This window comes from Kitasatospora sp. NPDC057542, assembly GCF_042801945.1.
Lineage (GTDB): Bacteria > Actinomycetota > Actinomycetes > Streptomycetales > Streptomycetaceae > Kitasatospora.
The window spans coordinates 1-13,334 of sequence record NZ_JBHVFE010000234.1 but is presented as its reverse complement, the minus strand read 5'-3'; the positions used below and the strand labels follow the sequence as shown (position 1 = coordinate 13,334).

The following is a 13,334-nucleotide window of genomic DNA, read 5'->3' as shown; positions in this document are numbered from 1 at the left end:
CCACGAGGGAGGGCCGGGCAGCGGCGTACGGGCGGAGCGTCAGGCGCCGATGGCGTGCAGACCGCCGTCGACGTGGATGATCTCGCCGGTGGTCTTCGGGAACCAGTCCGACAGCAGCGCGACGATGCCGCGGCCGGCCGGCTCCGGGTCGCTCAGGTCCCACTTCAGCGGGGAGCGGTGGTTCCAGGTGTCGGCCAGCTCGCCGAAGCCCGGGATGGACTTGGCGGCCATCGAGCCGATCGGACCGGCCGAGATCAGGTTGCAGCGGATGTCCCGCTCGCCCAGGTAACGCGCCAGGTAGCGGTTGGTCGACTCCAGGGCGGCCTTGGCCGGGCCCATCCAGTCGTACTGCGGCCAGGCGAACTGGGCGTCGAAGGTCAGACCGACCACCGAACCGCCGTCCTGCATCAGCGGCAGCAGCGCCGTGGTCAGCGACTTCAGCGAGTACGCCGAGACGTGCATCGCGGTGGCCACGGACTCCCACGGGGTGTCCAGGAAGCTGCCGCCCAGAGCGTCCTGCGGAGCGAAGCCGATCGAGTGGACGATGCCGTCCAGGGTCGGCAGGTGCTCGCGGACCTGGTCGGCGATGCCGGCCAGCTGCTCCGCGTTGGAGACGTCCAGCTCCAGCACCTTGACCGGGTGCGGCAGCTTCTTGGCGATCCGCTCGGTCAGGCTCGGACGCGGGAAGGCGGTGAGGATGATCTCCGCACCCTGCTCCTGCGCGAGCTTGGCGGTGTGGAAGGCGATGGAGGACTCCATCAGCACACCGGTGATCAGGATCCGCTTGCCTTCGAGGATTCCGCTCATGATCAGTGACCCATGCCCAATCCGCCGTCGACGGGAATGACGGCTCCAGTGATGTACGCGGCCTCGTCCGAAGCGAGGAACCGCACGGTGGAGGCGACCTCGGCGGGCGCCGCGTAGCGGCCCAGCGGCACGCCCGCGACGATCTCCGCGCGGCGCTCGTCACTGAGCACGGCGGTCATGTCGGTGTCGACGAAGCCGGGGGCGACCACGTTGACGGTGATGTTGCGCGGGCCGAGCTCGCGCGCCAGCGACCGGGCGAAGCCGACCAGGCCGGCCTTGGAGGCGGCGTAGTTGGCCTGGCCCGGGGAGCCGGACAGGCCCACCACGGACGAGATCAGCACGACGCGGCCCTTCTTGGCACGCATCATTAGCTTGGAGGCGCGCTTGACCACCCGGAAGGTGCCGGTCAGGTTGGTGTCCACGACGGAGGTGAAGTCCTCCTCGGACATGCGCAGCAGCAGGGTGTCGTTGGTGATGCCCGCGTTGGCGACCAGAACCTCGACCGCACCGTGCTTCTGCTCGATCTCGGTGAAGGCGGCGTCGACCTGCGCGGAGTCCGTGATGTCGCAGCGGACCGCGAGGACGTCGTACTTGGCCAGCGCCTCCGGCACCTCGCCCGAGCGGCTGGTGACGGCCACCTTGTCGCCCGCTTCGGCGAAGGCCTGGGCGATCGCGAGGCCGATGCCCCGGTTTCCTCCGGTGACGAGAACCGAGCGGCTCAACGATCCACCTCTCTCCGTGTGTGAGCGCGTACGTCGGAATGCGTACGCACTGTGACGCTATCGGGCGGTCGGCGGCGGCGGCGCATCGGGCTCCCACAGCGCCTTCCCGGCGGATCTGTCGCAATCCGACAATCCGTGCCCGCCCGTTCCGTCCCGGCGGCGGACATCGCCCAGGCCCGGGCGCTGCCCGGATCGGGGCGACTGTACGGGAACAACACGGGCGGGCACACCCGTTGCCCCCGTGGTGCGGGCCGGCCCGGGACCTGCCGTACCGATTCCCGACCATCCCGGCGAGCGACGAAGGCAGAGCGGATGACCAAGGCACGGCCCGGGAGCACCCACCGAGGCGGACGACTGCTGGCCCTCACCGCGCTGGCGGCCGGCCTGGGCGCGACCGTCTGGTCGCTGCGCGACCTGCCTGCGGCGTTCGGGCGACGGCCGGACGGCGAGCGCGAGGAGCGGGTGCGCAACTCCCCGCAGTACCGCGACGGTGTCTTCCACAACGCGCCCTCCGCGCTCGCCCGCGCCGCCGACGCCCCCGGCTTCGACGGCGCCACCGCCCGCCGGATGCTGTTCGAGCGGGCCGGCCGCGTCCCCGCCCACCCGGTGCCGACCGTCCGCCCCGCGACCCCGCCCGGACCGGCCGCCGAGGGCGTGGAGGTCACCTGGTACGGCCACGCCTCCGCGCTGGTGGAGATCGAGGGCTTCCGGGTGCTGCTCGACCCGGTCTGGAGCGACCGCTGCTCCCCCGCCGCGCACGTCGGCCCCAAGCGGCTGCACCCGGTGCCGGTCGAGCTGGAGGAGCTGCCGCAGGTCGACGCGGTGCTGATCTCGCACGACCACTACGACCACCTGGACATGGTGACGGTCAAGCGCCTGGTGCGCAGCCAGTCCGCGCCCTTCGCGGTGCCGCTCGGCATCGGCGCCCACCTGCGCCGCTGGGGCGTCCCCGAGCACCGGATCATCGAGCTGGACTGGGACGAGACCTGCACCCTGGGCGACCTGGTGCTCACCCTCACCGCGGCGCACCACTTCTCCGGCCGCGGGCTGACCCGCAACACCACGCTGTGGGGTTCCTGGGTGATCGCCGGCCCGAGCCGCAAGGTCTTCTACACCGGCGACTCCGGCTACTTCGAGGGCTACGCCCGGATCGGCGAGCAGCACGGCCCGTTCGACGCCGCGCTGGTCCAGATCGGCGCCTACGACGCGGCCTGGGCGGACATCCACATGACCCCCGAGGACGCCGTCCTCGCGCACAAGGACCTGACCGCCGGCCTGCTGGTGCCCGTCCACTGGTGCACCTTCAACCTGGGCCTGCACCCGTGGGCCGAGCCGATCGAGCGGCTGGTGACGGCGGCCAAGAGGCAGGCCGTCCCGCTGGCCGTCCCGCGCCCCGGCGAGCGGGTCGACGTCGACAACCCGCCGGAGCTGGACGGCTGGTGGGAGACCGTCGCCTGACGGCCCGTGCCGACACCCCCGGGCAGCGGGGACCGGAAGCGGGAATCGGCGGCCGAACCGTACTGGCCGAAACCGCAGCGCACCGGTCGAAATGCACTGGCCGGAAACCCGGTGGACGGGAAATGATGCGGTGTGGGCGCCCCTGTGGCGCCGCACCGCCACCCCCGCGACCTGGGAGCCCGATTGCCTCCGATCCCTCCGGCCGATCGCTCCGGCGCCCCGCACGGGCGCGCCGTCGACCCGCTGTTCCTCGCCCTGCCGCTGCGCCCCCTCGCCGACGCCGCGCTCACCCGGGCCCGCGAGCTGGGCGTGAGCCACGCCGACTTCCGCCTGGAGCGGATCCGCGGCGCCTCCTGGCGGCTGCGCGACGCGCGTCCGGCCGGCACCTCCGACAGCGTGCAGCTCGGTTTCGCCGTCAGGGTGCTGCTGGACGGCGCCTGGGGCTTCGCCGCCGGTGTCGACCTCACCCCCGACGCGGCGGCCCGGGTCGCCGAGCAGGCCGTCGCGGTGGCCCGCCTCTCCGGCGGGATCAGCCGGGCGGCCGGTTCCACCGAGCGGGTCGAGCTGGCCGACGAGCCGGTGTACCGGGATGTCACCTGGGTCTCCGCGTACGAGATCAACCCCTTCGAGGTGCCGGACGCCGAGAAGACCGCGCTGCTCGCCGAGCGCAGCTCCCGGCTGCTGGCCGCCGAGGGCGTCTCCCACGTCCGGGCGGCCCTGCGGACCGTCCAGGAGAACAAGTTCTACGCGGACACCGCCGGCACGGTGACCACCCAGCAGCGGATCCGGGTGTACTCCGACCTGGAGGCCACCTCGGTCGACGAGCGCACCGGCGCCTTCGACTCGATGCAGACCCTGGCCCCGCCGGTCGGCCGCGGCTACGAGTACCTCACCGGCGCCGGCTGGGACTGGGACGCCGAACTCGCCGAGCTGCCCGTCCTGCTGGCCGAGAAGATGAAGGCCCCGAGCGTCGAGGCCGGCCGCTACGACCTGGTCATCGACCCGACCAACCTCTGGCTGACCATCCACGAGTCGATCGGCCACGCCACCGAGCTGGACCGCGCGCTCGGCTACGAGGCCGCCTACGCCGGCACCTCCTTCGCCACCTTCGACCGGCTCGGCTCGCTCAAGTACGGCTCCGAGCTGATGCACGTCACCGGCGACCGCACCGCCGAGCACGGCCTGTCCACCATCGGCTACGACGACGAGGGCGTGGCCACCCAGTCCTGGGACCTGGTCAAGGACGGCATCCTGGTCGGCTACCAGCTCGACCGCGGCATGGCCGGGTTGAAGGGGTTCGAGCGCTCCAACGGCTGCGCCTTCGCCGACTCCCCCGCACACGTCCCGGTGCAGCGGATGGCCAACGTCTCGCTGCAGCCGGCCGCCGACGGCCCGGACACCGAGGGCCTGTTCGCCCAGGTCGAGAGCGGCCTCTACATCGTCGGCGACCGCTCCTGGTCGATCGACATGCAGAGGTACAACTTCCAGTTCACGGGGCAACGCGCCTACGCCATCAAGGACGGCGAACTCGCCGGCCAGGTCAAGGACTTCGCCTACCAGGCCACCACCACCGACTTCTGGGGCTCGATGGCGGCGGTCGGCGGCCCGCAGACCTACCGCCTCGGCGGCGCCTTCAACTGCGGCAAGGCGCAGCCCGGTCAGATCGCGGCGGTCAGCCACGGCTGCCCGTCGGCGCTGTTCCGCAACGTCAACGTGCTCAACACCCAGCAGGAGGCGGGTCACTGATGACCGCGAAGCAGCCCCACGAACTCGTCGAGCTGGCGCTCGGCCTCTCCCGCGCCGACGGCTGTGTGGTGATCGCCGACGAGGAGTCCACCGCCAACCTGCGCTGGGCCGGCAACGCGCTGACCACCAACGGCGTCACCCGCAGCCGCCGTCTCACCGTGATCGCCACCGTGGCCGGCGCCGAGGGCACCGCCTCCGGCGTGGTCTCCCGCGAAGCCGTCACCGCGGAGGAGGTGGAGGACCTGGTGCGGGCCGCCGAGGAGGCCGCCCGCGCGGCCGGACCAGCCGAGGACGCCCAGCCGCTGATCGCCGACCAGCCCTCCTCGCCGGACTTCACCGAGCCGCCCGCGGTGACGTCCATCGAGGTGTTCGACGCCTTCGGCCCGGCCCTCGGCGAGGCCTTCGCCCGCGCCGCCGCCCAGGGCGAACTGCTCTACGGCTTCGCCCGGCACGAGATGACCTCCAGCTACCTGGGCAGCTCCACCGGCCTGCGGCTGCGCCACGACCAGCCCACCGGCATGGTCGAGATCAACGCCAAGACCGCCGACCTGTCCGGCTCGGCCTGGGTGGGCGCCGCCACCCGGGACTTCGCCGACATCGACGTCGCGGCCCTGCACGCCGAGCTGACCAGGCGGCTCGGCTGGGGCGCCCGCAAGGTGGACCTGCCTGCCGGACGGTACGAGGCGCTGCTGCCCCCCTCGGCCGTCGCCGACCTGCTGATCGTCCTCAACTGGTCCTCCGGCGGCCGGGACGCCCAGGAGGGCCGGACGGTCTTCTCCAAGCCCGGCGGAGGCACCCGGCTCGGCGACAAGCTCAGCGGCCTGCCGCTGACGCTGCGCTCCGACCCGCACGAGCCCGGCCTGGAGGCCGTGCCGTTCGTGCTCGCCCACTCCACCGGCGGGGACTACTCGGTCTTCGACAACGGCCAGCCGATCGCCGCCACCGAGTGGATCCGCGAGGGCGTGCTGAACGACCTGATCACCAGCCGCCACTCGGCCGCCCTCACCGGCCTGCCGCTGCGCCCGGCGATCGACAACCTCGTGCTGGAGACGGCGGACCAGGAGTCGGCACCGACCCTGGACGAGATGATCGCCCGCACCGAACGCGGCCTGCTGCTCACCTGCCTCTGGTACATCCGCGAGGTCGACCCGGCGACGCTGCTGCTCACCGGACTCACCCGGGACGGCGTGTACCTGGTGGAGAACGGCGAGGTCGTCGGCGAGGTCAACAACTTCCGGTTCAACGAGTCCCCGGTGGACCTGCTCAACCGGATCACCGAGGTGGGCCGCACCGAACGCTGCCTGCCCCGCGAGTGGAGCGACAACGTCACCCGCACCGCGATGCCACCCGTGCGTGTCACGGACTTCAACATGAGTTCGGTCAGCCAGGCCTCTTAGCCACTGACCAACGGGGGATACGAGAGACATGATGGACGAGAAGCGCCTGGTCAGGTCGAGCAAGATGCTGTCACGCATCCTGCGGCACGAGCCCGGGCTGGTGGGAGTCACGCTGGACGGGGCCGGCTGGGTCCGGGTCGACGAGTTGCTCGCCGCGCTCGCCGCCCGGGGTCGGCCACTCACCCGGGCCGAGCTGGACCACGTCGTGGCGACCAACAACAAGCGCCGCTTCGGCTACTCACCGGACGGTCTCTCGATCCGCGCCAACCAGGGCCACACGGTGGCGGTCGACCTCGGTCTGGCCGCCGCCGTGCCGCCGCCCGTGCTCTACCACGGCACCGCCGACCGGCACCTGGCGGCGATCTTCCGCGAGGGCCTGCGCCCGATGGCCCGCCAGGACGTCCACCTCTCGGCGGACACCGAGACGGCGACCAGGGTCGGCGCCCGGCACGGCCGTCCGGTGGTGCTGACCGTGAACGCCACGGCGATGACGGCGGCCGGCCACGAGTTCCGGCTCAGTGAGAACGGCGTCTGGCTCACCGACGCCGTGCCCCCGCAGTACCTCTCCCGGCGCTCGTAGCCCGCCGGGCCGCACCACCGCGCCGGTGCCCGCTGCCGAAGGGCCTGTCCGCTCCGCCGGTCAGGCCCTTCGCGTACCCGGCCGGGTGGCTCCGGTCCACCCGGTCTCGTCGCCGCCCGGGTCCGGGCGTACCGTGAGGATTCCGCGCGGCCAGGCGCGCGGGTGCGTGACGAGGGCGGTAGGACACATGGGCAAGAGCGCCGGCGGCGGGCAGGTCTTCCGGATCACGGGAGCGCGCAGCAGCCTCACCGAGGATGTCCGGGGGCGCCAGCGCCGCTACGTCATCTCGATGCTGGTCCGCACGGCCTGCGTGCTGCTCGCCGTGGTGCTGTGGGACGTCCAGCGGGTGCTGGCGCTGGCCGCGCTGGCGGGCGCTGTGCTGCTGCCCTACTTCGCGGTGCTGATCGCCAACGCGGGCCGGGAACGGGCCCCGGGTCTGCCGAGCACCTTCGACATTCCGCTCGACACCCCGGTGATGATCGGCCCCGGTGGGACGGGTGGGGCTGGTGCGAAAGCCGGCGCAGGAGAGGCAAAGGCCGTTCCCACCGATCCTTCACAGGACGTGGACTGACCGTCCGTTTGATACTGTTTCGCCCTCGTTCGGCTCAGCGAAAGCTCAAAAGAAGCTCAGATTAATCATGCAAGACCTCCCCATCCGAGGGTCTCGGCGTGACATACTGCGTACGCGCTCCGCATCCCCCGTCGGAGCGACGGACCGACGCCGGGCGGCTCCCCCCGTGGCTGCCCGGCGTCGTCATGCCCGGATCCGGACGGTCCGAGCGGGCGTGACAGACTGGCGGTGCAGACGTACCCGCCAATCGTTGAGGACGGCCCGATGGACACCTCGCAGACGCCGATCTGCTCCGCCAAGGGCTGCCGGGCGGACGCCGGCTGGGTGCTGGTATGGAACAACCCCAAGTTGCACACTCCGGACCGCCGCAAGACCTGGCTCGCCTGTGACGAGCACCGCGAGCACCTGTCCCAGTTCCTCGGGGTCCGCGGCTTCCTCAAGGAGATCATCGCCTTCACCGACTGGACCCCCGAGGCCGCCGAGGGCTCCGGCAAGCCGTCCTAGCCGCCGATCGGCCTCGGAGAGAACGGCCTAGCCTCCGATCGCGGACATCGGCCGCTCGGGCTGGAGGAACTCCGGGTTGTCGATCCCGGCCCCGGCCTTCTTGCCCCACATCGCCGCCCGCCACAGCCCGGCCAGTTCGGCGTCGTCCGCACCCGAGCGCAGCGCGGTGCGCAGGTCCGTCTCGCCGGTCGCGAACAGGCAGTTGCGCACCTGGCCGTCGGCGGTCAGCCGGGTGCGGTCGCAGGCCCGGCAGAACGGGCGGGTGACCGAGGCGATCACCCCCACCCGACCGGGGCCGCCGTCCACCAGCCAGCGTTCGGCGGGTGCCGCGCCCCTACGCGCGGACGGCTCGGGGGTCAGCGCGAAGCGGGCCTGGAGCAGGTCCAGGATCTCCGTCGCGGTGACCATCGACGCGCGGTCCCAGCCGTGCTGGGCGTCCAGCGGCATCTGCTCGATGAAGCGCAGCTCGTAGCCCTTCTCCAGGCACCAGGCCAGCAGGTCGGCCGCCTCGTGGTCGTTGACCCCGCGCATCAGCACCGCGTTCAGCTTCACCGGCGCCAGCCCGGCGGCCTCGGCGGCGGCCAGCCCGTCCAGCACGTCCTGGTGGCGGTTGCGGCGGGTGAGGGTGCGGAACACCTCGGGGTCGAGAGTGTCCAGCGAGACGTTGACCCGGTCGAGGCCGGCCTCGCGCAGTGCCGTCGCGGTACGGGCCAGCCCGATGCCGTTGGTGGTCAGCGAGAGCTCCGGGCGCGGCTCCAGCTCCGAACAGGCGGCGACGACGGCGACCAGTCCGGGGCGCAGCAGCGGCTCGCCGCCCGTGAAGCGGACCTCGCGCACGCCCAGGTCGCGCACGGCGATGGTGACCAGCCGGACGATCTCCTCGTCGGTCAGCAGGTCCGGCTTGGCCAGCCACCGCAGGCCCTCCTCCGGCATGCAGTAGGTGCAGCGCAGGTTGCACCGGTCCGTGAGGGAGACCCGCAGGTCGACGGCCTGTCGTCCGAAGGTGTCGAGCAGCACGTACGTCCTTCCCCGAGATGCGGCCGGCCCGGCCACCGTCACGGCGGGCCGGGCCAGCATAGTCATCGCGGGACGATCAATGGGCGCCCAGCCCGGTCAGCGAGCGAACCTCCAGTTCAGCGTACTTCGCCGGGTCGGCGCGTTCCCTGGACAGCAGCGTGCCGAGCCAGCCGGCCAGGAAGCCGACCGGGATGGAGACCAGGCCTGGGTTCTCCAGCGGGAACCAGTGGAAGTCGGAGTGCGGGAAGAGCGAGGTCTTCCCGCCGGAGACCACCGGGGAGAAGACCACCAGCGCCACCGAGGTGATCAGACCGGCATAGACCGAACTGACCGCGCCGACGGTGGTGAAGCGCTTCCAGAACAGCGAGTAGAGCAGGGTGGGCAGGTTGGCGGAGGCGGCGACCGCGAAGGCCAGGGCGACCAGGGCGGCGGTGTTGAGCTTGTCCGCGAAGAGGCTGAGCACGATCGCCACCGCCCCGATCGCGACCGCGGCCCACTTCGCCGACAGCACCTCCTCCTTCTCGCTCGCCTTCCCGCGCCGAATCACGTTGGCATAGAGGTCGTGCGCGAAGGAGGCCGAGGAGGCGAGCGTGAGCCCGGCGACCACGGCCAGGATGGTGGCGAAGGCGACCGCCGAGATCACCGCGAGCAGGATCGCGCCACCGGTGGTCCCGGCGCCTCCGCCGAGCGCCTCGGCCAGTTGCGGGGCCGCGGTGTTGCCCGCCGCGTTCGCCGTCTTGATCGCCTTGGAGCCGACCAGTGCGGCCGCGCCGAAGCCGAGCGCCAGGGTCATCAGGTAGAAGACGCCGATGATTCCGATCGCCCAGAGCACCGATTTCCGGGCCGCCTTGGCGGTGGGAACGGTGTAGAAGCGGACCAGGATGTGCGGCAGGCCGGCGGTGCCGAGCACCAGCGCAATGCCCAGGCTGATGAAGTCGAGCTTGGCGGTGCTGCTGCCGTACTTCTGCCCTGGCTGGAGGAAGGCCTCGCCCTTGCCGCTCGCGCTCGCCGCCGCGCCGAGCAGTTCGGAGGGGTTGAAGTGGTACTTGGCCAGCACCAGGACGGTCATCAGCGCGGCGCCGGCAATCAGCAGCACCGCCTTGACGATCTGCACCCAGGTGGTGCCCTTCATCCCTCCTATCACCACATAGATGATCATCAGTGCGCCGACCCCGACGATGGTCCAGCGCTTGGCGGCGTTTCCCTCGGCCCCCAGCAACAGCGCCACCAGGGTGCCGGCGCCGACCATCTGGGCGAGCAGGTAGAAGATCGAAACCACGATGGTGGAGACGCCCGCCGCGGTGCGCACCGGGCGCTGGCGCATCCGGAAGGCGAGCACATCGGCCATGGTGAACCGGCCGGAGTTGCGCAGTGGTTCGGCGATCAGCAGCAGCGCGACCAGCCAGGCGACCAGGAAGCCGATCGAGTAGAGGAAGCCGTCGTAGCCGCTGAGCGCGATGGTCCCGGCGATGCCGAGGAAGGAGGCGGCGGACATGTAGTCGCCGGAGATGGCCAGACCGTTCTGGAAGCCGGTGAAGCCGCGGCCGCCGGCGTAGAAGTCGGAGGCGCTCCTGGTCTGCCGTCCGGCCCACACGGTGATGCCGAGAGTGGCCAGGACGAAGACGCCGAACAGGGCCATGGTCAGGCCGCGGTGCTCGGTGGCGGAGCTGGCGAGCGGGATCATTCGGCAGACTCCCGGGGGGCGTGGACGACGGCGCCGTGCGCCTCGCGGATCGCCGCGGCGGACGGATCGATCCGCCGGTCCGCGTAGCGGGCGTACCAGGCGGCGATGGCGAAGGTGGTCGCGAACTGCAGCAGCCCGAGCACCAGGGCCACGTTGACGTGCCCGAGGACCTTGGTGCGCATCAGCCCCGGGGCATAGCAGGAGAGCAGGACGTAGAGCAGGTACCAGAGCACGAAACCGATGGTGACCGGGAAGGCGAAGCTGCGGAACGAGCGCCGCAGGGTACGGAACTCCTCGCTGTCGTCGACGAGTCGGGCTTCCGTGGCGGCGGTGGTGAGCGGCGGCGAATCCACGCTGTCTCCTCACTCCTTCGGCGTATTTGTCACACGGGGGCGGGAATGATCGAACGTGAGGGGCGCCACATGTCTGGTGCGCGCCGCGCAATGCTAGAAGCGTCCTGCCCGCCCCGGAAGGGGTTGACCGCGGTCAGTCGACCGTTCACCCCTTCGCACCATCTGATTGGCCGAAAAGCAGCTCATTTCGACGAATGTGCCGCATGCGATCAAATCCCGTCGGCTCCAACGGTTCGCGATGGTAGCCTCCAGCCACTCATCTGATCTTCATAAAGTCCCATCGTTGACGCAGCCTCTTCGCAACTCTGGCTATTCGTCAATTCACGGCCATGATCGATGAGATGGGCACACCACCGCCAGGGGGGAACTCCACACGCCATGACCCGCAGATCCGCGACCACCCGACTCCTCGCGCTGCCATTCCTGGCCTCCGCGCTCGCCCTCACCAGCCCGCTCCCCAGCGCCTCCGCCGCCCCGGCCGACGCTACCGCTACCCCGGCTGCCCTGCCGGAGGTCGTGGTCCCGGGCGAGCCCCTGCCCCAGCCCCGGACCGAGACGCTGCTCGCCGCCGGGGCCAAGGGGTTCTTCCATACCACTCAGGACGACACCTTCGCCTGGACCGCATACGACACCGGGGCCACCACGGTGGTCGGCCACTACGACGAAACCAGGCCCGATCCCGGTCTGCACGGCGCGGGTTCGGACTTCACCGTCGACGCAGATCCGCGTCAAACCGGCAGGACGTGGAAGCTCCAGGACATGTCAACCGGGGCGGCTGCCACGGTGGACGGCCCGGAGTCCGCATGGATCCGGGGTGTCTACGGTGACGCCGTGCTCACCGAAGGGTCCGCGACGTACCCCGGGCCGCTGCGCTTCCTGCGTCCCGACGGCAACGGCGGCACCACCGTCGTGTCCGTCACCAGCTGGGCGAACGCCGGCCTGACGCCGGGCTCCACCCAGCCTCTGGGCGGGGACGCGCGCGAAGCGGCGTTCGGGCTGTACTTCAACGACGGCTACCGGATCGCCCTGGCCGACACCCACACCGGGGCGCTCCGGGTCTCACCGCTCCTCCCCTCGCCCCGGACCACCGGGGGATGTGACAACCCGCTCATGGCCGTGGACACCACGCAGCTCGCCTGGCTCGGCGGCGACTGCAAGATCCACGTCCTGTCCCGGGCCGACCTGAACGCGCCCGACCGGACGGTCCCGGTCGACTACTACGACCAGCCCCGCGCGCTCGGTCTGTCCGGCGACTGGGTGCTGACCGTCAACCGCAGCGGCTACGACCAGCGGGACTCGGACATCCCGGTCCAGCGGGAGCTGGTGGCCACCCCGGTCGGGGGCGGCGATCCCGTCGTGGTGCTGTCCCACGCCTCCGAGACCATCGCCCAGGCTCCCGACGGCACCGCGCTCGTGGAGGGCGGCGACACCGCCGCCGACTGGACGGTCCGCAAGGTCACGGCCACGGGTGGCACAGCGCCCACCGCCGTGGCGACCGAGTACCGGGTGGCCCCGGAGGCGTACCACCTGGACAGCCTCGATCTGTCCGCCAACACCCTGATCAGCGCCGAGGGCGGCAACTACCTCGGCGAAGGCTTCTACGGCCGTCAGGGCACGCTCGGCGACACGCCGACCGTCTCGGCCCGGACGCCCCTGGGCCGAGACGGCTACCTGAGCCCCCACGTCTCCTGCGGTGGCGGCCCTGCCATCTGCACGGACATGGCCGGGACCGGCGACGGCCGGGTCGTCCACCTCAACAGCAGCATCAACAGCTTGTCCGTACGCCGGGGCGACAAGTACCAGGAGATCGCCCTCGACCGGGCCGTTCGCCCCAGGGAGGTCGTCGGAGCCTCCGGCCGGTACGTCCTGCTGGACACGTCGTACTGGCCGCAGAGCACGCTGGCCGTGGTGGACCTCGACGGCTCCACCCCGGGCACGACCGTGGCGACGGCTTCCGGCAACGTCGGCACGATCGACGACGGACGGCTCATCACCGCCGGCGCGAAGACCGGAGAGGTCGTCGTCCTGGACCTGGCCACCCAGCAGTCCCGGACGCTGCAGACCGGCAGGGACTGCAAGATCACCCAGCTGAAGTCCGCCGGCGGGTGGCTCTACTGGAACTGCTGGTTCGACGGTGCCACCGGATCGGCCGGGTTGCTGCGCCCCGACGGCACGAGCCTGCCCATCGAGGTTCCGGCACGCGCCCAGGGCATGGGCAGGGGCTTCCTCGTGTACACCCCCAGTGACGAGGGCATGAGCACCGTGGTCGACTTCCACACGGGCGTCCCGGTGACCAAGCCCCTCAACGCTCATCTCCCCGCCGACCAAGCCTTCGACTACGAGTGGAGCGCCGACCGCTTCGGCGGCGGTCTGGCCTACGTCGACAAGTACCAGAACATCCATCTGGTCTCCGTCATCGCTCCGGACTCCGCCTCCCTCTGATCCCTCTCCGGAGAACGGCACCGGCCCGTGCCGCGCCCACACGGGGCGGCACC

The 13,334-nt window shown here is 71.4% G+C and carries 12 protein-coding genes; 7 read left to right on the top strand and 5 right to left on the bottom strand.

The window, feature by feature from the left end; genetic code table 11:
• Nucleotides 1–39: 39 nt before the first annotated feature.
• Nucleotides 40–807 carry an enoyl-ACP reductase FabI gene (gene fabI, locus ACFU7Y_RS26215; protein WP_224274697.1) on the bottom strand — a complete coding sequence of 256 codons (768 nt, stop codon included), beginning with the start codon at nt 805–807 and terminating at the stop codon, nt 40–42.
• Between the two features lie 2 nt (nt 808–809).
• The gene (fabG, locus tag ACFU7Y_RS26210) at nt 810–1,529 is read right to left on the bottom strand and encodes a 3-oxoacyl-[acyl-carrier-protein] reductase (protein WP_224274695.1); all 720 of its coding nucleotides are present in this window, start codon (nt 1,527–1,529) and stop codon (nt 810–812) included.
• Nucleotides 1,530–1,841: 312 nt separating this feature from the next.
• Here fabG and ACFU7Y_RS26205 point away from each other — a divergent pair, with 312 nt between their 5' ends.
• The 6 genes from ACFU7Y_RS26205 to ACFU7Y_RS26180 all read left to right on the top strand — a co-directional run bounded on the left by ACFU7Y_RS26205 (nt 1,842) and on the right by ACFU7Y_RS26180 (nt 7,785).
• On the top strand, nt 1,842–2,987 hold the full coding sequence (locus ACFU7Y_RS26205) for an MBL fold metallo-hydrolase (RefSeq protein WP_224274693.1): 1,146 nt from the start codon (nt 1,842–1,844) through the stop codon (nt 2,985–2,987).
• A gap of 192 nt (nt 2,988–3,179) precedes the next feature.
• The gene (locus ACFU7Y_RS26200; protein ID WP_224274744.1) at nt 3,180–4,733 is read left to right on the top strand and encodes a TldD/PmbA family protein; all 1,554 of its coding nucleotides are present in this window, start codon (nt 3,180–3,182) and stop codon (nt 4,731–4,733) included.
• Nucleotides 4,733–6,130: a metallopeptidase TldD-related protein gene (locus ACFU7Y_RS26195; RefSeq protein ID WP_380769834.1), complete on the top strand. Its 1,398-nt coding sequence runs from the start codon at nt 4,733–4,735 to the stop codon at nt 6,128–6,130. The genes ACFU7Y_RS26200 and ACFU7Y_RS26195 overlap by 1 nt, the downstream gene beginning before the upstream one ends.
• Before the next feature lie 31 nt (nt 6,131–6,161).
• Nucleotides 6,162–6,710: an RNA 2'-phosphotransferase gene (locus ACFU7Y_RS26190; protein ID WP_224274737.1), complete on the top strand. Its 549-nt coding sequence runs from the start codon at nt 6,162–6,164 to the stop codon at nt 6,708–6,710.
• Between the two features lie 187 nt (nt 6,711–6,897).
• Entirely contained in the window at nt 6,898–7,281 is a 384-nt protein-coding gene (locus ACFU7Y_RS26185) for a DUF3099 domain-containing protein (RefSeq protein WP_224274690.1), read from the top strand.
• 264 nt (nt 7,282–7,545) lie between these two features.
• Nucleotides 7,546–7,785 carry a hypothetical protein gene (locus ACFU7Y_RS26180; RefSeq protein ID WP_224274688.1) on the top strand — a complete coding sequence of 80 codons (240 nt, stop codon included), beginning with the start codon at nt 7,546–7,548 and terminating at the stop codon, nt 7,783–7,785.
• Nucleotides 7,786–7,812: 27 nt separating this feature from the next.
• Here the strand turns inward: ACFU7Y_RS26180 and moaA are convergent, their stop codons facing one another.
• The 3 genes from moaA to ACFU7Y_RS26165 all read right to left on the bottom strand — a co-directional run bounded on the left by moaA (nt 7,813) and on the right by ACFU7Y_RS26165 (nt 10,839).
• Entirely contained in the window at nt 7,813–8,802 is a 990-nt protein-coding gene (gene moaA, locus ACFU7Y_RS26175) for a GTP 3',8-cyclase MoaA (RefSeq protein WP_380769835.1), read from the bottom strand.
• Nucleotides 8,803–8,878: 76 nt separating this feature from the next.
• A complete protein-coding gene (locus ACFU7Y_RS26170) occupies nt 8,879–10,486 on the bottom strand; it encodes a cation acetate symporter (RefSeq protein ID WP_380769833.1) in 1,608 nt (535 codons plus the stop codon).
• A complete protein-coding gene (locus ACFU7Y_RS26165) occupies nt 10,483–10,839 on the bottom strand; it encodes a DUF485 domain-containing protein (RefSeq protein ID WP_224274684.1) in 357 nt (118 codons plus the stop codon). Before ACFU7Y_RS26165 ends, ACFU7Y_RS26170 begins: the two co-directional genes overlap by 4 nt.
• Nucleotides 10,840–11,217: 378 nt before the next feature.
• On the opposite strand from ACFU7Y_RS26165, the gene ACFU7Y_RS26160 reads away from it, so the two are divergent.
• Nucleotides 11,218–13,281 (top strand): hypothetical protein, encoded by a 2,064-nt coding sequence (locus ACFU7Y_RS26160; RefSeq protein WP_380769832.1) that lies wholly within the window; start codon nt 11,218–11,220, stop codon nt 13,279–13,281.
• Nucleotides 13,282–13,334 lie beyond the last annotated feature (53 nt).